Origin of the sequence: Streptomyces sp. NPDC058401 (assembly GCF_042722885.1) — a bacterium.
Taxonomy (GTDB): Bacteria; Actinomycetota; Actinomycetes; order Streptomycetales; family Streptomycetaceae; genus Streptomyces.
On sequence record NZ_JBHXKA010000049.1, the window covers coordinates 37,647 to 56,396 of the forward strand.

General features: G+C 70.0%; 16 protein-coding genes and 1 tRNA gene. 6 read left to right on the forward strand and 11 right to left on the reverse strand.

Going from position 1 to position 18,750, the window contains the following annotated elements; all coding sequences use genetic code 11:
• Together ACFWNV_RS19720 and ACFWNV_RS19725 are read left to right on the forward strand one after the other, a co-directional pair.
• Positions 1 to 951: an ABC transporter ATP-binding protein gene (locus ACFWNV_RS19720; protein ID WP_383948370.1), complete on the forward strand. Its 951-nt coding sequence runs from the start codon at positions 1 to 3 to the stop codon at positions 949 to 951.
• Positions 948 to 1,664 (forward strand): ABC transporter ATP-binding protein, encoded by a 717-nt coding sequence (locus tag ACFWNV_RS19725; protein WP_383948373.1) that lies wholly within the window; start codon positions 948 to 950, stop codon positions 1,662 to 1,664. Before ACFWNV_RS19720 ends, ACFWNV_RS19725 begins: the two co-directional genes overlap by 4 nt.
• Positions 1,665 to 1,745: 81 nt before the next feature.
• On the opposite strand, the gene ACFWNV_RS19730 is transcribed toward ACFWNV_RS19725, so the two are convergent.
• Complete coding sequence (locus ACFWNV_RS19730) at positions 1,746 to 2,405, reverse strand: ANTAR domain-containing response regulator (RefSeq protein ID WP_250744985.1); 660 nt, start codon at positions 2,403 to 2,405, stop codon at positions 1,746 to 1,748.
• Positions 2,406 to 2,505: 100 nt separating this feature from the next.
• Here ACFWNV_RS19730 and ACFWNV_RS19735 point away from each other — a divergent pair.
• Together ACFWNV_RS19735 and ACFWNV_RS19740 are read left to right on the forward strand one after the other, a co-directional pair.
• A tRNA-Leu gene (locus ACFWNV_RS19735) sits at positions 2,506 to 2,578 on the forward strand.
• A gap of 152 nt (positions 2,579 to 2,730) precedes the next feature.
• Positions 2,731 to 3,453 (forward strand): helix-turn-helix domain-containing protein, encoded by a 723-nt coding sequence (locus ACFWNV_RS19740; protein ID WP_383948411.1) that lies wholly within the window; start codon positions 2,731 to 2,733, stop codon positions 3,451 to 3,453.
• Between the two features lie 83 nt (positions 3,454 to 3,536).
• On the opposite strand, the gene ACFWNV_RS19745 is transcribed toward ACFWNV_RS19740, so the two are convergent.
• Positions 3,537 to 4,160, reverse strand: coding sequence for a TetR/AcrR family transcriptional regulator (locus tag ACFWNV_RS19745; protein ID WP_383948376.1), 624 nt, complete (start codon positions 4,158 to 4,160; stop codon positions 3,537 to 3,539).
• Between the two features lie 85 nt (positions 4,161 to 4,245).
• Between ACFWNV_RS19745 and ACFWNV_RS19750 the strand changes: the two genes are divergently transcribed.
• On the forward strand, positions 4,246 to 4,821 hold the full coding sequence (locus tag ACFWNV_RS19750; RefSeq protein ID WP_383948379.1) for an alpha/beta fold hydrolase: 576 nt from the start codon (positions 4,246 to 4,248) through the stop codon (positions 4,819 to 4,821).
• Between the two features lie 25 nt (positions 4,822 to 4,846).
• Here ACFWNV_RS19750 and pyk read toward each other — a convergent pair whose 3' ends face one another.
• Positions 4,847 to 6,274, reverse strand: coding sequence for a pyruvate kinase (gene pyk, locus ACFWNV_RS19755; RefSeq protein ID WP_383948382.1), 1,428 nt, complete (start codon positions 6,272 to 6,274; stop codon positions 4,847 to 4,849).
• Positions 6,275 to 6,421: 147 nt separating this feature from the next.
• Positions 6,422 to 7,123, reverse strand: a complete 702-nt coding sequence (locus ACFWNV_RS19760; RefSeq protein ID WP_383948385.1) for an SIMPL domain-containing protein — start codon at positions 7,121 to 7,123, stop codon at positions 6,422 to 6,424.
• 140 nt (positions 7,124 to 7,263) lie between these two features.
• On the opposite strand from ACFWNV_RS19760, the gene ACFWNV_RS19765 reads away from it, so the two are divergent.
• Complete coding sequence (locus tag ACFWNV_RS19765) at positions 7,264 to 9,075, forward strand: bifunctional metallophosphatase/5'-nucleotidase (RefSeq protein ID WP_383948388.1); 1,812 nt, start codon at positions 7,264 to 7,266, stop codon at positions 9,073 to 9,075.
• Positions 9,076 to 9,097: 22 nt separating this feature from the next.
• On the opposite strand, the gene ACFWNV_RS19770 is transcribed toward ACFWNV_RS19765, so the two are convergent.
• The 7 genes from ACFWNV_RS19770 to ACFWNV_RS19800 all read right to left on the reverse strand — a co-directional run bounded on the left by ACFWNV_RS19770 (position 9,098) and on the right by ACFWNV_RS19800 (position 18,432).
• Entirely contained in the window at positions 9,098 to 10,507 is a 1,410-nt protein-coding gene (locus ACFWNV_RS19770; protein WP_383948390.1) for a lysine N(6)-hydroxylase/L-ornithine N(5)-oxygenase family protein, read from the reverse strand.
• Complete coding sequence (locus tag ACFWNV_RS19775; RefSeq protein ID WP_383948392.1) at positions 10,504 to 11,904, reverse strand: pyridoxal phosphate-dependent decarboxylase family protein; 1,401 nt, start codon at positions 11,902 to 11,904, stop codon at positions 10,504 to 10,506. The genes ACFWNV_RS19770 and ACFWNV_RS19775 overlap by 4 nt, the downstream gene beginning before the upstream one ends.
• Before the next feature lie 1,381 nt (positions 11,905 to 13,285).
• On the reverse strand, positions 13,286 to 15,853 hold the full coding sequence (gene pepN / locus ACFWNV_RS19780; protein WP_383948395.1) for an aminopeptidase N: 2,568 nt from the start codon (positions 15,851 to 15,853) through the stop codon (positions 13,286 to 13,288).
• Between the two features lie 40 nt (positions 15,854 to 15,893).
• The gene (locus ACFWNV_RS19785) at positions 15,894 to 16,271 is read right to left on the reverse strand and encodes a chorismate mutase (RefSeq protein WP_383948399.1); all 378 of its coding nucleotides are present in this window, start codon (positions 16,269 to 16,271) and stop codon (positions 15,894 to 15,896) included.
• A 75-nt stretch (positions 16,272 to 16,346) separates the two neighbouring features.
• The gene (locus tag ACFWNV_RS19790) at positions 16,347 to 16,583 is read right to left on the reverse strand and encodes a helix-turn-helix domain-containing protein (RefSeq protein ID WP_383948402.1); all 237 of its coding nucleotides are present in this window, start codon (positions 16,581 to 16,583) and stop codon (positions 16,347 to 16,349) included.
• Positions 16,583 to 17,167 (reverse strand): DUF2975 domain-containing protein, encoded by a 585-nt coding sequence (locus tag ACFWNV_RS19795; RefSeq protein WP_383948405.1) that lies wholly within the window; start codon positions 17,165 to 17,167, stop codon positions 16,583 to 16,585. The genes ACFWNV_RS19790 and ACFWNV_RS19795 overlap by 1 nt, the downstream gene beginning before the upstream one ends.
• 74 nt (positions 17,168 to 17,241) lie before the next feature.
• Entirely contained in the window at positions 17,242 to 18,432 is a 1,191-nt protein-coding gene (locus tag ACFWNV_RS19800; protein WP_383948408.1) for a sensor histidine kinase, read from the reverse strand.
• Positions 18,433 to 18,750 lie beyond the last annotated feature (318 nt).

An 18,750-nucleotide genomic window follows, 5' to 3' on the forward strand; every position in this document is an offset into this window, starting at 1 on the left:
ATGACGACCACCACCACCGAAACCCCCGCCACCACGGCGGAGACCGTCCTCGACGCACGAGGCGTCACGATGCGCTTCGGCGGCCTCACCGCCGTCAAGAACGTCGACCTCACCGTGCGCAGCGGCGAAATCGTCGGCCTCATCGGCCCCAACGGCGCCGGCAAGACCACCTTCTTCAACTGCCTCACCGGCCTCTACATCCCCACCGAGGGAGAAGTCCGGTACAAGGGCACGGTCCTGCCCCCCAAGTCGTACAAGGTCACGAAGGCCGGCATTGCCCGCACCTTCCAGAACATCCGTCTCTTCAACAACATGACGGTCCTGGAAAACGTCCTCGTCGGCCGCCACACCCGCACCAAGGTCGGCCTCTGGTCCTCCCTCCTGCGCCTCCCCAACTTCAGCCGGGAAGAAGCAGCGAGCCGCAAGCGGTCCATGGAACTCCTCGAGTTCATCGGCCTCGCCGACAAGGCCGAACACCTCGCCCGCAACCTCCCCTACGGCGACCAGCGCAAGCTCGAAATCGCCCGCGCGCTGGCCAGCGACCCCGGTCTCATCCTCCTGGACGAGCCCACCGCCGGCATGAACCCGCAGGAGACCCGGACCACCGAAGAACTCATCTTCGCCATCCGGGACCAGGGCATCGCCGTCCTCGTCATCGAGCACGACATGCGCTTCATCTTCAACCTCTGCGACCGCGTCGCCTGCCTCGTCCAGGGCGAAAAGCTCATCGAAGGCACCGCCGCCGAGGTCCAGGGCGACGAGCGCGTCATCGCCGCCTACCTCGGCGAACCCTTCGAAGGCGCCCCCGGCGCCGAAGAACTCGCCGAAGTCGAAGCAGCCGAAGCACACAGCGAAGCCGCACACGGCGAGGCGGCCGCGGCCGACACCGCGGCGGACGAGGCGACGGACAGCACGACCAGCGCGACCAGCACGGACGGAGAAGACCGGTGACCGCACTCCTCGAGGTCGAGGACCTCCGCGTCGCCTACGGCAAGATCGAAGCCGTCAAGGGCATCACCTTCAGCGTCGACGCCGGCCAGATCGTCACCCTCATCGGCACCAACGGCGCCGGCAAGACGACGACCCTGCGCACCCTGTCGGGCCTGATCAAACCGCGCGGCGGCCAGATCAAGTTCCAGGGCAAGTCCCTCAAGAAGATCCCCGCGCACGACATCGTCGCGCTCGGACTCGCCCACTCCCCCGAGGGGCGGCACATCTTCCCGCGCATGACCATCGAGGACAACCTCCTCCTCGGCGCCTTCCTCCGTAAGGACAAGGACGGCATCCAGAAGGACGTCCAGCGCGCCTACGACCTCTTCCCGATCCTGGGAGAGCGCCGCAAGCAGGCCGCCGGCACCCTCTCGGGCGGCGAGCAGCAGATGCTCGCCATGGGCCGCGCGCTCATGTCCCGCCCGAAGCTGCTCATGCTCGACGAGCCCTCCATGGGCCTCTCGCCGATCATGATGCAGAAGATCATGGCGACCATCGCCGAGCTCAAGTCCCAGGGCACGACCATCCTCCTGGTCGAGCAGAACGCCCAGGCGGCGCTCTCCCTGGCCGACCAGGGCCACGTGATGGAGATCGGCAAGGTCGTCCTGTCGGGCCCGGGCCGCGAACTCCTGGTCAACGAGGACGTCCGCAAGGCGTACCTCGGCGAGGACTGAGCACCCCCCTTCGGTACGAGTGAGGCCCCCTCCGGATCCTGGATCCGGAGGGGGCCTCACTCTTTGCCGTACTACGGGCTGCTACTCGCCCTTGCCCGCGGCGGCCTTCTTCTCCTCGGCGTCCTCGATGACGGCCTCGGCGACCTGCTGCATGGACATCCGGCGGTCCATGGAGGTCTTCTGGATCCACCGGAAGGCGGCCGGCTCGGAGAGCCCGTACTGCGTCTGCAGGATGCTCTTGGCGCGGTCCACGAGCTTGCGCGTCTCCAGGCGCAGCGAGAGGTCGGCGACCTCCTTCTCCAGCGCACGGAGCTCGGCGAAGCGGGACACGGCCATCTCGATGGCGGGGACGACATCGCTCTTGCTGAAGGGCTTCACGAGATAGGCCATGGCCCCGGCGTCGCGCGCCCGCTCGACCAGGTCGCGCTGCGAGAACGCGGTGAGCATCAGCACGGGGGCGATGGACTCCTCCGCGATCTTCTCGGCGGCGGAGATCCCGTCCAGGACGGGCATCTTCACGTCAAGGATGACCAGGTCGGGACGGTGCTCCCGGGCCAGCTCGACGGCGGTCTGGCCGTCTCCGGCCTCACCGACAACGGCGTAGCCCTCTTCCTCAAGCATCTCCTTGAGGTCGAGACGGATGAGCGCCTCGTCCTCGGCGATGACGACACGCGTCGTCAGCGGCGGAACGTGCGACTGGTCGGCGTCGGGCGTGGGCGTCGACTCGTGCTCGGCGGTCACGGGGGGCTCCTTGGTGCAAGGCGATTCAGCTCCCCCGAGCCTACCTAGCTCCTGTATGTTTGTGACACGGAGGGTATTAGGTATCCTTCGTTTCGAAGGGGCCCCGATAGCCCAGCGGTAGAGGCCATGGATTCAAAACCCATTCAGCGTCGGTTCGAATCCGACTCGGGGCACTTCTCCTTCGTTTCCAAGGTCGCCAAGCAATTTTATGATCTTCACTCGTCACAGTGAACGCAGCTTCGAATTGCGACCAACTGGACGAACAGCGACGAAGCTCCCGAGTGTGGAGCACAATCCTTCGATACGCGAAGAAGCAGTCCTGCTGATGCGCCGGGGCGTGACCAATCGAGTGGTCGCCGAACACCTGGGCATACCGCGCGGCACCATCGGCTGGTGGCGGTCCGAGGACCGAAGACACCGGGGTGAGGCGTTCGTCCGCCCGACCGACTGCCCAAGATGTACCGGCCACGAAGTCGACCAACCCGCATACGCCTACCTACTGGGCCTCTACCTCGGTGACGGCCACATCGTCTCCAAGTACAAGCAGCATCACCTGTCCGTCTACTGCGACGCCTCCTGGCCCGGCCTCATCGACGCCGCCGAAGCGGCGATGCACCTCGTCATGTCCTTGCCCAAGGTGGGACGGGTCCAACGGCAAGGCTGCGTGGAGGTCAAGTCCTACACCCACCATTGGACCTGCCTGTTCCCGCAGCACGGACCCGGCAAGAAGCATGATCGGCGCATCGTCCTTGAGGACTGGCAGCAGACCATCGTCGACGCCCACCCGTGGGAGTTCATCCGGGGGCTGATCCACTCCGACGGGTGCCGGGTCACCAACTGGACCGTCCGGAACGGGAAGCGCTACGAGTACCCCCGGTACTTCTTCACGAACAAATCCGACGACATCCGGAAGCTCTGCACGGACACGCTCGCCAAGGTAGGCGTCCAGTGGACGATCCTGGCCCGGGGCTGCGACCCCTTCAACGTATCGATCGCCCGCAAGGACTCCGTCGCGCTCATGGACGCCCACATCGGGCCGAAGCACTAACCCGGCAGGTCCCCGCTGCCGCCCAGGCTGGTGACCGTGCGGCGCAGGCTGCCGGGAGGCTACGACCTCAAGTCGGCGCGCGGTCAAGGGGACTTCGTGCCTGCCAGGCCGTGCAGGACGGTCGTCACGTGGGCTTCGGCGTCGGCCGGGTCGAGAGGTGCGTGGGCGATGAGGAGGCGGTACCAGAACGGGCCGAAGACCAGGTCGATGGCGTGGTCGAGGTCCGTGCCGGCGGGGAGTTCCTCGCGGGCGGCCGCCCTCGTCAGGAGCGTGGCGACGACATCGCGGCGGGTGGCGACCCAGGCGCGGAAGGGGTCGGCGAAGGCGGGGTCGAGCTGGGCTTCGGCCATGAGGCCGGTGAGGGCTTTGGCGCGGACGGGGTCGCGGCCGATGCGGTAGAGGTCGGTGACGAAGGCGGTGAGGTCGCCGGTGAGGGTGCCGGTGTCGGGTTCGGGGACGCGGGCGGCGGTTTCGTGGGCGTAGGCGTCCATGACGAGGGCGGGCTTGGATTTCCACCAGCGGTAGACGGTGCTCTTGGCGACGTTGGCGCGCTTGGCGACGCCTTCGATGGTGAGGGCGCCGTAGCCGTTCTCGACGAGGAGTGCGGCGGTGGCTTCGAGGACGGAGTGGTGGGCGTCTTCGTTGCGGAGGCGGCCGCCGGTGCGGGGCGGGGTGCTCGAAGAGTTGCTCGAAGGAGTGATTGACACGGCTTCACGATAGCCCTAGCGTTTTATCGAAACGCTGCGTAGCGTTTCGATTGAAGGATCGACTACGGGATACGGGGGCGGAGCCATGGGCAAGATCGTGATCGCGCACGGGTACGGGATGGGTGCCGGGGAGCACTGGTACACGGCGACGGGTGAGGAGTTCGCTTCGGAGGGGCACGAGGTGCGGATCCCGAACTTCCCCGAGCCGTTCGCTCCGGAGGCGGGTGTGTGGCTGAAGGAGCTGCAGGCCGCGGCGGCGGGCGGTGCGCCGGCCGGTGAGACGGTGCTGGTGGGTCACAGTCTGGGTGGGGTGAATGTGCTGCGGCTGCTTCAGGAGCACGACACGGAGGCGGAGGGGGCTTTCGCGGGGGTGGTGTTCGTGGCGTCGATGTCGGGCGAGGTGGGGTATGGGGCGTTGGCGCCGTTCTTCTCGCCGGAGTTCGACTGGCAGCGGATCCGTAGGGCTGCGCGGGAGTTCCGGGTGCTGCACGCGGCGGATGACCCGGTGACCGGGGAGGCGACGGGTGAGCATGTGCTGCGGTTCGTGCGGGAGCTGGGTGCGGAGGCGCGGGTGACCGCGTCGGGCGGGCACTTCCCGAGTACGGGTGAGAGCCGGTTGGTGTTGCCCGACGCGGTGCGTCTTATACGTGAGGTGCTGTAGTCGCCGGTGTCGCCTGTGGGCGGTGTCAGCGGACTGCGTCGCCGATGTGGTGGATGCGGACGAGGTTGGTGGATCCGCTGACGCCGGGGGGTGAGCCGGCGGTGATGACGACGACGTCTCCGGGTACGCAGCGGCCGATGCGCAGGAGTTCTTCTTCGACCTGGGCGACCATGGCGTCGGTGGAGTCGACGTGGGGGCCGAGGAAGGTTTCGACGCCCCAGGTGAGGTTGAGCTGGGAGCGGGTGGCGGGGTCGGGGGTGAAGGCGAGGAGGGGGATGGGTGAGCGGTAGCGGGAGAGCCGGCGGACGGTGTCTCCGCTCTGGGTGAAGGCGACGAGGAATTTCGCGCCGAGGAAGTCGCCCATTTCGGCGGCGGCGCGGGCGACTGCTCCGCCTTGGGTGCGGGGCTTGTTGCGGTCGGTGAGTGGGGGGAGGCCCTTGGCGAGGATGTCTTCTTCGGCGGCTTCGACGATGCGGGACATGGTGCGGACGGTCTCGATGGCGTATTTGCCGACGCTGGTTTCGCCGGAGAGCATGACGGCGTCGGTGCCGTCGATGATGGCGTTGGCGACGTCGGAGGCTTCGGCGCGGGTGGGCCGGGAGTTCTCGATCATCGAGTCGAGCATTTGGGTGGCGACGATGACGGGCTTGGCGTTGCGCTTGGCGAGCTTGACGGCTCGCTTCTGGACGATGGGGACCTGTTCCAGGGGCATTTCGACGCCGAGGTCTCCGCGGGCGACCATGATGCCGTCGAAGGCGGCGACGATGTCGTCGATGTTTTCGACTGCCTGGGGCTTTTCGACCTTGGCGATGACGGGGAGGCGTCGGCCTTCTTCGTCCATGATGCGGTGGACGTCTTCGATGTCGCTTCCGCTGCGGACGAAGGAGAGGGCGATGATGTCGGCGCCGATGCGCAGGGCCCAGCGGAGGTCTTCGATGTCTTTTTCGGAGAGGGCGGGTACGGAGACTGCGACGCCGGGGAGGTTGAGTCCCTTGTTGTCGGAGACCATGCCGCCTTCGATGACGCGGGTGTGGACGCGGGGGCCGTCGACGGCGGTGACTTCGAGGGTGACGCGGCCGTCGTCTACGAGGATGCGTTCGCCGGTGGTGACGTCTCCGGCGAGGCCTTTGTAGGTGGTGCCGCAGGTGTGGCGGTCGCCTTCGTGGTCTTCGACGGTGATGGTGAATTCGTCGCCGCGTTCAAGGAGTACGGGGCCTTCGGCGAAGCGGCCCAGGCGGATCTTCGGGCCTTGAAGGTCCGCGAGGATGCCGACGCTGCGGCCGGTTTCGTCGGCAGCCTTGCGGACGCGCTGGTAGCGGTCCTCGTGTTCGGCGTAGGTGCCGTGGCTGAGGTTGAAGCGGGCGATGTCCATTCCGGCTTCGACCAGGGCTTTGATCTGGTCGTATGAGTCGGTGGCGGGGCCCAGGGTACATACGATTTTCGCTCGGCGCATGGAGCGAGCGTATGCCCCTACCAGGGAGTAGGAAATTGGTTCCGGGTGTCCACTCAACAACCTTTGAGCAAAAGGTTGTTGACAATTGTTGAATGTGCATGGGGGTGCTCTGATGAGCACCCCCGGGGGTCCCGGTGGTGCGGTTTTTCAGAGCTGGGGAGGGGTCATCGTGAAGCGTGCGTTCACCTGCGCGTAGACGGTCTGGCGCTGGGGTTCGAGGTCGAGTGCGGGGGCGCCGGTGTCTTCGGCGGCGCTGAAGGCCATGGTGCGCATGCCTGCGCCGGCGGCCTGGAAGGGGGCGGGGGCGTTCTCGGCTCCGAGGTCGGCGAGTTCGATGAGGGCGGCGAGGTCGGCTCCGAGGGCGGCGGCGTATTCGCGGGCGCGCTGGACGGCTTCGAGTACGGCTTGGCGGCGGGCTTCGCCGTGGGCGGGTGAGGTGGGGCGCAGGGCCCACCAGGGTCCGTCGACTTGGGTGAGTTCGAGGTCGGCGAGGCGGGTGGTGAGTTCGCCGAGAGTGGTGAAGTCGTTGAGTTCGGCGGTGAGGTGGACGCGTCCGTGGTAGGCGCGGATGCGTTCGCCGCGGCCGTGGCGGGTGAGTTCGGGGGTGATGGAGAAGGCGCCGGTTTCGAGTTTTTCGACGGGGTCGCCGTAGCTTTTGACGAGGTCGAGGACGGCGTTGTTGCGGCGGGTGAGGTCTTCGAGGGCGGTGCGCCGGTCGGTGCCGCGGGCGCTGACGGTGATGCCGATGCGGGCGATTTCGGGGTCGACTTCGAGGGTGGCTTCGCCGCGGACTGCGACGCGGGGGACTTCGGGGGTTCCGTAGGGCTGGTGCGATGCGTCGTGGGTCATGGATTCACTCTCGCACTGCTGCTCGTACGGGGGTGGTCATCGGATTGAAACCTGGTGGGGGTGTTGCGGCTTGTTACTGCTGGGTCAGAATCTACGCGCGTTGCCTATCTGTACACACGCACCTCACAAGGGGAGATGGCATGGCGTTCGACCGTAGGACATTTTTGGGCACTTCGGCTGCGACGGGTGCGGCTGTGGCGTTGGCGGGGGCCACGAGCACCCCGGCCGCCGCAGCTGAGGCGGCGGCCGGCGGCGGTTCCGGCGGGGCGTCGAGGACGTACGCGTTCACGGTGATGGGGACGACGGACCTGCACGGGAACGTTTTCAACTGGGACTACTTCACGGACAAGGAGTTCGACGACAAGGCGCACAACGACGTCGGTCTGGCGAAGATCTCCACGCTGGTGAACCAGGTGCGGGCGGAGAAGGGGCGGCGCAATACGCTGCTGATCGACGCCGGGGACACCATTCAGGGGACGCAGCTTTCGTACTACTACGCGAAGGTGGATCCGATCACCGCGCGGCGTGGTCCGGTGCATCCGATGGCGCAGGCGATGAACGCGATCGGTTATGACGCGGCGGCGCTGGGGAACCACGAGTTCAATTACGGCATTCCGGTGCTGCGGAAGTTCGAGGAGCAGTGCGATTTCCCGCTGCTGGGGGCGAACGCGCTGGATGCGAAGACGCTGCGGCCGGCGTTCCCGCCGTACAGCATGCACCGGCTGCGTACGCCGCACGGGCGGGACGTGAAGGTGGCGGTGCTGGGTCTGACGAATCCGGGGATCGCGATCTGGGACAAGGCGAACGTGCAGGGGAAGATGACGTTCCCGGGGCTTGAGGAGCAGGCTGCGAAGTACGTGCCGCGGCTGCGGTCGCTGGGTGCGGACGTGGTGATCGTGTCGGCGCATTCGGGTTCGAGCGGTACGTCGAGTTACGGGGACCAGCTGCCGTACATCGAGAACGCGGCGGGTCTGGTGGCGGAGCAGGTGCCGGGGATCGACGCGATCCTGGTGGGTCACGCGCACACGGAGATCCCGGAGTACCGGGTGCGGAACAAGGCGACGGGCAAGGACGTGGTGCTGTCCGAGCCGCTGAAGTGGGGGCAGCGGCTGACGCTGTTCGACTTCGAGCTGACGTGGGCGAAGGGCTGCTGGTCGGTGTCGAAGGTGTCGGCCCGGGTGCTGAATTCGAGTACGGCGGCGGAGGACCCGAAGATAGTCCGGCTGCTGTCGGACGAGCACCGCAAGGTCGTGGCGTATGTGAACCAGGTGATCGGTACGTCGACGCAGGCGATGTCCTCGGCGGACGGTCCGGTCAAGGACGTGGCCATCATCGATCTGATCAGCCACGTGCAGGCGGAGACGGTGAAGGGCGCGCTGGCGGGTACGGAGTGGGCCGCGCTGCCGGTGCTGTCACAGGCTTCGTGTTTCTCGCGGACGGCGGCGATTCCGGCCGGGCAGGTGACGATCCGGGATGCGGCGGGTCTGTATCCGTTCGAGAACACGCTGGAGGCTCGGCTGCTGACGGGTGCACAGGTCAAGGACTACCTGGAGTACTCGGCGAGGTACTACGTGCGGACGGCCCCCGGCGAGGTGGTGGATCCGGCGAAGCTGACGAACTCGGAAGCCATTCCGGACTACAACTACGACGCCGTGTACGGGTTGACGTACGACATCGATGTGTCCGAGCCGGTGGGTTCGCGGATCTCAGGGCTGTCGTTCCAGGGGAAGCCGGTGGATCCGGCGGCGCAGTTCGTGCTGGCGGTGAACAACTACCGGGCTTCGGGTGGCGGCAACTTCCCGCACGTTCCGCAGTCCAAGCAGCTGTGGGCGAACTCGGATGAAATACGCAACACGATCATCCAGTGGGTGAAGGCGAAGGGGACGGTGGACCCGGCGCAGTTCGCGTCCGTGGACTGGCGGCTGACCCGAGCCGGGACACCTGTCTTCTAGGCGGTGTTCTAAACGTTTCTCCTTACGGGTGCTCGACCAGTGGGAGCAGTTCGCCGGCCGGTTGGGGCCGGGTGTGCTCCCGCTGTTCGAGGCCGAAGGTGGTGAAGGCCGTGCGGGCGGGCTGGGGGTAGGGCTCTTTGCCCGTCAGGGTGTTCAGGATGGCGGCGCTGCGCCAGGCGGCGAGGCCGAGGTCGGGGGCTCCGACGCCGTGGGTGTGGCGTTCGCCGTTCTGGACGAAGACGCTGCCGGTGACGGCGGGGTCGGTGATCATCCGGTAGCGGTCGTCGATGCGGGGGCGGCCGGAGGAGTCCTTGCGCAGGTAGGGGTCGAGTCCGGCGAGGAGGCGGGCGAGGGGGCGTTCGCGGTAGCCGGTGGCGAGGACGACGGCGTCGGTGGTGAGGCGTGAGCGGGCGCCTTGGTCCACGTGTTCGAGGTGGAGTTCGACCTTGGTGGTGGCGACGCGGCCGGCGGTGCGGACGCTGACGCCGGGGGTGAGGACGGCGTCGGGCCAGCCTCCGTCGAGGGTGCGGCGGTAGAGCTCCTCGTGGATGGCGGCGATGGTGGCGGCGTCGATGCCCTTGTGGAGCTGCCACTGGGCGGGGACGAGGCGGTCGCGGACCGGTTCGCGGAGGGAGTGGAAGTAGCGGGTGTAGTCGGGGGTGAAGTGTTCCAGGCCGAGCTTGGAGTACTCCATGGGGGCGAAGGAGGGGGTGCGGGCGAGCCAGGTGAGGCGTTCGCGGCCGGCGGGGCGGGAGCGGAGGAGGTCGAGGAAGACTTCGGCTCCGGACTGGCCCGATCCGATGACGGTGACGTGGTCGGCGCCGAGGATGCGCTGGCGGTTGTCGAGGTACTCGGAGGAGTGGATCACCGGGACGGTGGGGGCTTCGGCGAGGGGGCGCAGCGGTTCGGGGACGTAGGGGGCGGTGCCGATGCCGAGCGCGAGGTTGCGGGTGTAGGTGCGGCCGAGGGCTTCGGCTTCTCCTTCGGCGTCGACTTGGGTGAAGTCGACTTCGAAGAGGTCGCGTTCGGGGTTCCAGCGGACGGCGTCGACCTGGTGGCCGAAGTGGAGTCCGGGCAGGCGGCCGGCGACCCAGCGGCAGTAGGCGTCGTATTCGGCGCGCTGGATGTGGAAGCTCTCGGCGAAGTAGAAGGGGAAGAGGCGTTCCTTGTGCTTGAGGTAGCTGAGGAATGACCAGGGGCTGGAGGGGTCGGCGAGGGTGACGAGGTCGGCGAGGAAGGGGACTTGGAGGGTGGCTCCGTCGATGAGGAGTCCTGGGTGCCAGCGGAAGTCGCGGCGCTGGTCGTAGAAGGCGGTGGCGAGTTCCGGGGCGCCTTGCTGGGGCAGGCCGTGGGCGAGTGCGGCGAGGGAGAGATTGAAGGGGCCGATGCCGATTCCGACGAGGTCGTGGGGTGCATCGTGCTGGGCGGTCATCGCTGGGTGCTGCCTTCCAGGAGGTTCACGAGGGCGTCCAGGTCCTCCGCCGTGGTGTGGGGGTTGAGCAGGGTGGCCTTGAGCCAGAGGCGGCCGTCGGCGGTGGCCCGGCCCAGTACGGCGGTGCCGCTCTGGAGGAGGGTGCGGCGGAGGGTGGCGAGTGCGGTGTCGTCGGCGTCGGTGGGCCGGAACAGGACGGTGCTGATGGTGGGCGCCGCGTGGAGTTCGAAGGCGGGGTGTGCTTCGAGGAGCCGGGCGAGCTGGTCTGCGCGGGCGCAGGTGCGGTCGATGAGGTGGGTGAGGCCGTCGCGTCCGAGGGAGCGCAGGGTGGCGGCGATCTTGAGGGCGTCTGCGCGGCGGGTGGTGCGCAGGGAGCGGCCGAGGAGGTCGGGGAGGCCGGCTCGGGTGTCGTCGGGGGCGTTGAGGTAGTCGGCCTGGTGGGCGAGGGGGGTGAGGAGGGTGGTGTCGGGGACGGTGAGGAGTCCCGCGGCGATGGGTTGCCAGCCGAGTTTGTGCAGGTCGAGGGTGATCGACCGGGCGCGGTGCAGGCCGGCGAGTTTGGGGCGGTGGCGGGGGCTGAGGTGGAGGAGGCCGCCGTAGGCGGCGTCGATGTGGAGGTCGGCGCCGTGCTGGTCGCAGAGGTCGGCGAGGGCGTCGAGGGGGTCGATGAGGCCGGCGTCGGTGGTGCCGGCGGTGGCGGTGACGAGGACGGGGCCGGTGGTGGCGGCGAGGGCCTCGGCGAGGGTGGCGGGGGTGAGGGTGCCGGTGGGGGTGGGGAGGCTGCGGGCAGGGGGCAGGCCGAGGAGCCAGGCGGCGCGCGGGATGGAGTGGTGGGCGTTGGCGCCGTGCAGGACGGTGAGGTGGGGGCCGTGGCGTTCGCGGGCGAGGAGGAGGGCGAGGTGGTTGGCTTCGGTGCCGCCGGTGGTGAGGACGGCGTCGGGGTGGGGGGTGTCGTGGAACTCGGCGGCGAGGGTGCGGGTGAGGAGGGCTTCGAGGGCGGAGGCGGCGGGGGCCTGGTCCCAGGAGTCGAGGGAGGCGTTGAGGGCGCTGGCGGCGAGGTCTGCGGCGGCTGCGACGGCGAGGGGCGGGCAGTGCAGGTGGGCTGCGCACAGGGGGTCGGCGGGGTCGGCGGCGCCGGCGGTGAGGGTGTGGACGAGGGTCCGTAGTGCTTCGTGGTCGCCGTGTCCGTGGTCGGGGAACACGTCGCCGAGTGCGGCGGTGAGGCGGGCGGTGACGGCCTCGGGTCCGCCGGCCGGGAGCGGTCCGCCGCGGGCGCGGGCTCCGGTGCGCAGGGCGTCGAGGACGATGGCGAGGAGTGGTTGCAGCGCGTCGGGGCCGTGGGGTCCGCCGGCGAGCGGGGCGGCGCCGCGTCTGCCTGTGCCGGGGGGCGCTGTCATGCGGTTGTCCTCACGGGAACGGTTCGGGCTGGGGTCGGGCACCCGGGGGTACAACGATCCGACCCGAATGGGGTAACCGCCCGGGTTTATGAGTGGTTGATTTCAAGCCGCCGGGGGTGGCCGGGAGGAGTGGGTGAGTGACGGGGGCGCAAGGGAGCGGCGGCACCGGTCTCGGCTCGAAGTGTGGCTGCCGGTCGGGTACGTGACGCTGGTGCTCGCCGTGCGGGCCTGGGTGGAGGCGGTGACCCGGCGGACCGGGGACGTGTGGTGCGCCAGGGTGTGGCCGCTGTTGCTCAGCGCTCCGTGTTTCGTGGTGGCGGACGCGGGGGCGCTGGTCGCGCCGGAAACGCCAGTCCACCCGGCTCCGGAGCCCGCGTCGCCCCCTGTCGGGGAGGTGGCGGATCCCGTCGGCGTTCGGATCGCCGGGGTCGGGGGGCCCATGGGGCTTCTACGGGTGCGCTGCTGGTCGGTGCGCTGCTCAACGCGGTGGCGATCTGGGGGGGTGGTGCGGCTGCTGATGCCGGCGGGGCGCCGACTGGCCTCCCGGCGGGCGGAGTTGCACCGGCCAGCATGCGGGGCCCGCTCGGGGACGGGCTCTCCCGCCGCCCCGGCGGGCTTGGCCCGGGACTTGGCCCGGGGCTTGGGGCCGGGGCTTGGCCCGGGGCTTGGGGCCGGGGCTTGGCCCGGGGCTTGGGGCCGGGGCTTGGGGCCGGGGCTTGGGGCCGGGGCTTGGCCCGGGGCCGGGCAGGGCAGGACCGGTCCTGTCCGGGTGGACCGGGCATCCGGCCCCCAGCCGCTGTCGGGGTGGGGGCCGGGTCGGCCGGTGCTGGCCCTCTCGGTACTGGGGGGCGACACCAGGGAGGCCGGGCGCCCCAGGCCCTGGCCGAAGGGGTGGCTGGGCGTCTGGCCGCCGTTCCTGGTCGGGGAGGGAGCTGGGCGTCCGGCCACCACCCCTGGCCGAGGGGAGAGCTAGGCATCCGGCGGCCGCCTCTAGGCGAGGCGGAGGCCAGGCGTTCAGCCACCGGCCCTGGTCGGAGTGGAAGCAGGCGTTCGGCCACCGGCCCTGGTCGGAGCGGAGGTCAGGCGTTCAGCCACCGCCCATTTCCGAGGCGGAGGCCAGGCGTTCAGCCACCGGCCCTGGTCGGAGTGGAAGCAGGCGTTCGGCCACCGGCCCTGGTCGGAGCGGAGGTCAGGCGTTCAGCCACCGCCCATTTCCGAGGCGGAGGCCAGGCGTTCAGCCACCGGCCCTGGTCGGAGTGGAAGCAGGCGTTCGGCCACCGCCCCTGGTCGGAGTGGAGGTCAGGCGTTCAGCCACCGGCCATTTTCGAGGTGGAGGCCAGGCGTTCGGTCGGTGGTCCTGGTCGGGGTGGGGGGGTGGGGGTTAGTGGCGGGCTCGTAGGGCTCGGGTGAGGTCGGCGAGGTGGTCTGCGAGTTTGCGGTGGAGGAGGGGGGTGATGTCGGGGGACGTTAGGGCTGCGCGGCCGGCCTTGAGGTTGGTCTCGGTGATTTCGTGGCCCGGGAGGGCCCAGCGGCCTGCGGCTTCGGCGATGGCGGGGCCGCGGCGGGCTGCGAGGGTGACGGCCTCCGGGTATGCGCGGGGTACGTAGTCCCGTACCAGGTCGGCCTGTTCGGGCTGCCAGAAGCCCTGGGCGGTGGCGGTGAAGAGGTAGTTGGACAGGGAGTCGTCGTGGAAGAGGCTCTCCCAGGCGGCGGCCTTGGCCTCGGCCGTCGGGAGGGCGGCCCGGCAGCGGGCGGCGCCTTCGCGGCCGGTGGCGCTGGGGTCGGCGGCGAGGGCTGCGTCGATGTCGGCTTCGCCGGCCGCGCCGAGGACGGAGAGGCGGGCGAGGATGCGCCAGCGCAGTTCGGGGTCGAGTTCGGGGCCGCCGGGGACGGTGCCTTCGGCGAGCCAGCCGCCGATGGTGTCGGGCTGGGTGGCGCTGTCGATGAGGGTGCGGACGGCGAGGAGCCGCAGGCCGGGGTCGGTGCCGTCCTCGGTGCGTCGCAGCAGGTCGCGGGTGATGGTGGTGAGGGTGGTGAGGGCGTCGCCCCGGCGGTCCGGGGTGAGGTAGCGGTCGGCGATCTGGGCGCGGGTGAAGGACAGGACGCCTTGGACGATCGCGAGGTCCGATTCCTCGGGGATGTGGGCTTCGGCGGTGGCCAGGTAGTCGGCGGCGGCCAGTTCGCCGTCGCGGACCATGTCGCGCAGGGAGTTCCAGACGACGGCGCGGGTGAGCGGGTCGGGGATCCGGGAGACGCCGCGCAGGGCGGTTTCCAGGGAGGTCGCGTCGAGGCGGACCTTGGCGTAGGTGAGGTCTCCGTCGTTGAGGACGAGGAGGGCGGGGCGCGGGCCGCTCACGGAGAGGATCTCGTCGGAGGGGACGTCGAGGGCGAGGACCTCGCGGGGTTCGATGACGCCGTCGGGGGCGCGGTCGTAGAGGCCGGCGGCGATGTGGTGGGGGCGGTTGCCGGTGCGGTCGACGGTGAGGGTCCAGCCTCCGTGGCTCTCTTCGAGGCGCGGGGTGAGGGTGTCGACTCCGGTGGTGCGCAGCCAGGTCTCGGCCCAGGTGTGGACGTCGCGGTCGGTGTGGGCGGCGAGGGAGTCGACGAAGTCGGCGAGGGAGGCGTTGGCGAACTTGTGGCGGGCGAAGTGGGTGTTGATGCCGGCCAGGAAGTCCTTCTCGCCGAGCCAGGCGACGAGTTGGCGCAGGGCGGAGGCGCCCTTGGCGTAGGAGATGCCGTCGAAGTTGAGGAGGGCGGAGGCGGTGTCGGGGACGGCGGAGGCGTCGGGGGCGACGGCGTGGGTGGAGGGGCGCTGGTCGGCGTCGTAGCCCCAGGGCTTGCGTTCCATGGCGAATCCGGTCCAGGTCTCGGTGAAGCGGGTCGCTTCGATGAGGGTCTGGTAGCCCATGAACTCGGCGAAGGATTCGTTCAGCCAGATGTCGTCCCACCAGCTGAGGGTGACGAGGTCGCCGAACCACATGTGGGCCATCTCGTGCGCGATGGTGACGGCGCGGCGCTGGCGTTCGGCGTCGGTGACGGCGGAGCGGAAGACGTAGTCGTCGCGGAAGGTGACCAGGCCGGGGTTCTCCATGGCGCCGGCGTTGAACTCGGGTACGAAGGCCTGGTCGTAGGAGTCGAAGGGGTAGGGCTCGGCGAACTTCTCGTGGTAGCGGTCGTAGCAGGCGGTGGTGAGGTCGAGGATCTCCTGCGCGTCGGCGTCGAGGTGGGGGGCGAGGGAGCGGCGGCAGTGGATTCCGAAGGGGAGTCCGGCGTGTTCGGTGCGGACGCTGTGCCAGGGGCCGGCGGCGACGGCGGCGAGGTAGGTGGAGATGACGGGGGTGGGGGCGGAGGTCCAGATGCCGGCCTCGGAGGTGGAGGCGGAGCCTTCGCCCGAGCCGCCGCCGTTGTCGTTGTCGCTGCCGTTGGCGCTGTTGCTGTCGCCGGGGCGTTCGCCGATGCGGGTGGTGATGCCGTTGGCGAGGACGGTCCAGTGGGCGGGGGCGGTGACGGTGAACTCGAACACGGCCTTGAGGTCGGGCTGGTCGAAGGCCGGGAAGACGCGCTGGACGTCGTCGAGGAACATCTGGGTGTAGACGTACGTCTCCCCGTCCGCGGGGTCGGTGAAGCGGTGCAGGCCTTCGCCGGTGCGGGAGTAGCGCATGCGGGCGGCGATGCGGAGCTCGTGGGGGCCTTCGGTGAGGCCGGCGAGGGGGAGGCGGCCGTCGGTGAGGGTGGCCGGGTCCAGGGGGTGTCCGTCGAGGGCGGCGGAGCGCAGTTCGTCCGGTTTCAGCTCGACGAAGGTGTCACCGGCGGTGCGTGCGGTGAACCGGATGACGGTGCGGGACTCGAAGGTCTCGTCGCCGGTGGTGAGGTCGAGGGCGACCTCGTAGTGCTGGACCTCGATGAGCTGGGCTCGGAGCTGCGCTTCGTTGCGCGTCAGTGCGGACATGGGGCCCATGCTGCCGGATGGCGGCGCCGGGCCCCAGCTCCTATTCTCCGCTCCTGCTGTCGTCGGCGCCGTCGTCGGCGCTGTCGCCCTCGGCGTCGCCCGTGCTGTCGCCCTCGCCCGCGGCGATCGTCTCGTGGTGGCGGATGACCTCGGCGATGATGAAGTTGAGGAGCTTCTCGGCGAAGGCCGGGTCGAGCTTGGCGTTCTCGGCGAGCTGGCGCAGCCGGGCGATCTGGCTGGCCTCGCGGCCCGGGTCGGCCGGGGGCAGCTGGTGGCGGGCCTTGAGGTGGCCGACCTGCTGGGTGCACTTGAACCGCTCGGCGAGCATGTGGACCACGGCCGCGTCGATGTTGTCGATGCTGTCCCTGAGCCGGGCGAGCTCGGCGGTCACGTTGTCGTCGATGTCCCTGGTGTTCATGGTCACCGAGAATACGTGGCGCGCGCGGTCGGTTCCTCGGCCGATCGACCACTGAGACGGCGGGCCCCGCCCGGCTCAAGCCGGCTCGGCGGCGCGGTCGTGGGTGATCAGGTCTCCGGGCTGGCACTGGAGGACGTCGCAGATCCGGGACAGGGTGGAGAAGCGGATGGCCTTGGCCCGCCCGTTCTTGAGCACGGACAGGTTGACGACGGTGATGCCGACCTGTGCGGACAGTTCGGTGAGCGTCATGCCGCGCTCGGCGAGGACGCGGTCGAGGTGGATCCGGATCGTGTGGAGTTCCTCTTCGGGCATCAGATGGTCCCTTCGAGGTCCTCTCGCATGCGCACGCCCTCGCGCATGATCTTCCCCATGATGACGGCGGCGAGGCCCGCGAGGATGAGTACCTGCGGATCGGACACCTCCGGCCCGGAGCCGATCATGGGCACCATGCTGCCGACGAGCCAGGACTGCGACCAGCCTACGGCGAGGCCCGCGAGCGGTGTGCCCAGGGTGACGAACCAGCCGAGGACGGTGAGGCGTCGGGCCACCTCGTCGGTGAACGGCCCCCGGGACAGGACGGCCTTCAGCAGCCGGGAGAAGAACAGCAGGGCGAGGGAGGCGAACAGCAGCCAGGGCAGTTGGCCTCCGAGGTCGGCGGCGCGCTGTGCCGTGGAGGGGCTGTTCTGGCAGAGCCGGGTGGTGCTGCTGGACGCCTCCACGCCCTGGCCGACCGGCAGGCCGCCCTCCAGGGAGGCGTTGGCCCAGAAGCCCGTCTTCACGCAGACCGCGCCGTCGTCGACCATGTGCGAGATGCCCGTGCCGACGAAGAGGAGCCCCCAGAGCACCGCCAGCCCGAAGGTCACTGAAGCCAGGATCTTGATGAGTCGCGTGTTCACGGCATTCCCCCTTATCGACTTTCGATATGCCGAAGACTAGAGGGTCATATCGATAATCGACAAGTAGGTGACCGTCAGAGGGGCAGGAGCGCCGTCACCAGCCAGCCGCCCTCGGGGGCGGGTCCGGCGGTGAGGGAGCCACCGAGGGCCTCGGCGCGTTCGGCCATGCCCACGAGGCCGTAGCCTCCGCCGCGGGCGTTCTCGGAGAGTTTCGCGGGGCGGCCGCCGTCGTCGGCGATGCGGACCTCCAGGCCCGCCGGGACGGTGCGCAGGCCGACCCGGACGGCGGTGGCGGTGGCGGCGTGCTTCCCGATGTTGGTGAGGGCTTCGAGCACGATGCGGTGGGCGGTGGCGGCGACGTCGGCGGGGAGCCGGGCCTCCAGGCCCTCCTCCACGTAGAGGACTACGGGCGGTCCGGTGGCGGCGAAGCGTTCCGTCAGCCCGCGGATCTCCCGGAGGCCGGCAACGGGGGCCGTACCGGCCGAGCCGCCCGCCTGGCCGGCGGCCTTGCCCGTCTCCGGGCCGGTGTCGGCGGCGCCCTCGCGGAGGATCTTGACCAGGCGGCGCATGGAGCCGAGCGCCTCGTCCCCGGCGACCTCGATGCGGCCGAAGATCTCGGCGGCGCGTTCGGCGGAGACCTTGGTGTAACGGGCGGCCCGCGCCTCCACGACGATCCCCGTCACGTGGTGCGCGACGAGGTCGTGGAGCTCCCGGGCCAGCTCCAGGCGCTCGGCGCTGCGTACGGCGCGCAGCTCGCGGACCCGCTGCACGGACTGGAGGCGCAGCAGCAGGGAGTACGCGGTGACGACGACGGCGAGCACGGAGAAGAGCAGCGTGAAACGGCCCGGGTCCGCGTCGCGCACGGGCGCCGCCATGGAGCCGAGGGCGAGGAGGGGGCCGAGGACGGCGGCGGTGCGGGCGGGGGCGTGGAGCAGGACCTGGGTGAGGAGGACGAGCAGGGCGACGGCCTCGCCTCCGCCCCAGACGACGAGGGGGTGGCTGCTGAAGATCAGGGAGAGGGTGACCGTCCAGGTGACGGCGGAGGCGAACCAGGCGCGGGCGAGGAGCGGGATGCGCGGCCAGGGCGCGGCGCAGAGGCAGACGAGGATGCCGGACACCCAGACGGCGGCGTGCGGGGTGCTGGGCTGGCGGGCCAGGACGACCCCCTCGAAGGTGACGAGGGAGAGGAGGGTGACGGAGAGCAGGATGCGGATCCAGTCCGCGGCGTAGGGGTGGCGGCGGGCCCATGGCCCCAGGGGGCTCATGCCGGGGCCCGATCGGCCCTGCGAGTGGCTCCGCCGGCTGTACGGGACCCCGCGCGGGTGGCTCCGCCGGTTGCACGGGACCCCGCGCGGGTGGCTCCGCCGGTTGCACGGGACCCCGCGCGGGTGGCTCCGTGGATGGCCCGGGCGGCTGCGCCGGGGGTGTGCGGGGCTCGGCGCAGCCGGGGGCGCCGGTTCGCCGGGGCGTAGCCCGTGCCCGTGGCGGCCGGGGTCGTCGGAGATGGCGTGCGCCGGCTTCCTGGGGCGCCGCCCCAGACCCGTGGCTTAGACACAGCGGACGCGGCCGACTACAATGCGAGG

What these genes read in the sequence shown, in the direction of transcription:
- ACFWNV_RS19720 (WP_383948370.1), top strand. Translation starts at nt 1, where the DNA reads ATGACGACCACCACCACCGAAACCCCCGCCACCACGGCGGAGACCGTC.
- ACFWNV_RS19740 (WP_383948411.1), top strand. Translation starts at nt 2,731, where the DNA reads ATGCGCCGGGGCGTGACCAATCGAGTGGTCGCCGAACACCTGGGCATA.
- ACFWNV_RS19750 (WP_383948379.1), top strand. Translation starts at nt 4,246, where the DNA reads ATGGGCAAGATCGTGATCGCGCACGGGTACGGGATGGGTGCCGGGGAG.
- pyk (WP_383948382.1), bottom strand. Translation starts at nt 6,274, where the DNA reads ATGCGCCGAGCGAAAATCGTATGTACCCTGGGCCCCGCCACCGACTCA.
- ACFWNV_RS19760 (WP_383948385.1), bottom strand. Translation starts at nt 7,123, where the DNA reads ATGACCCACGACGCATCGCACCAGCCCTACGGAACCCCCGAAGTCCCC.
- ACFWNV_RS19765 (WP_383948388.1), top strand. Translation starts at nt 7,264, where the DNA reads ATGGCGTTCGACCGTAGGACATTTTTGGGCACTTCGGCTGCGACGGGT.
- ACFWNV_RS19770 (WP_383948390.1), bottom strand. Translation starts at nt 10,507, where the DNA reads ATGACCGCCCAGCACGATGCACCCCACGACCTCGTCGGAATCGGCATC.
- ACFWNV_RS19775 (WP_383948392.1), bottom strand. Translation starts at nt 11,904, where the DNA reads ATGACAGCGCCCCCCGGCACAGGCAGACGCGGCGCCGCCCCGCTCGCC.
- pepN (WP_383948395.1), bottom strand. Translation starts at nt 15,853, where the DNA reads ATGTCCGCACTGACGCGCAACGAAGCGCAGCTCCGAGCCCAGCTCATC.
- ACFWNV_RS19785 (WP_383948399.1), bottom strand. Translation starts at nt 16,271, where the DNA reads ATGAACACCAGGGACATCGACGACAACGTGACCGCCGAGCTCGCCCGG.
- ACFWNV_RS19790 (WP_383948402.1), bottom strand. Translation starts at nt 16,583, where the DNA reads ATGCCCGAAGAGGAACTCCACACGATCCGGATCCACCTCGACCGCGTC.
- ACFWNV_RS19800 (WP_383948408.1), bottom strand. Translation starts at nt 18,432, where the DNA reads ATGAGCCCCCTGGGGCCATGGGCCCGCCGCCACCCCTACGCCGCGGAC.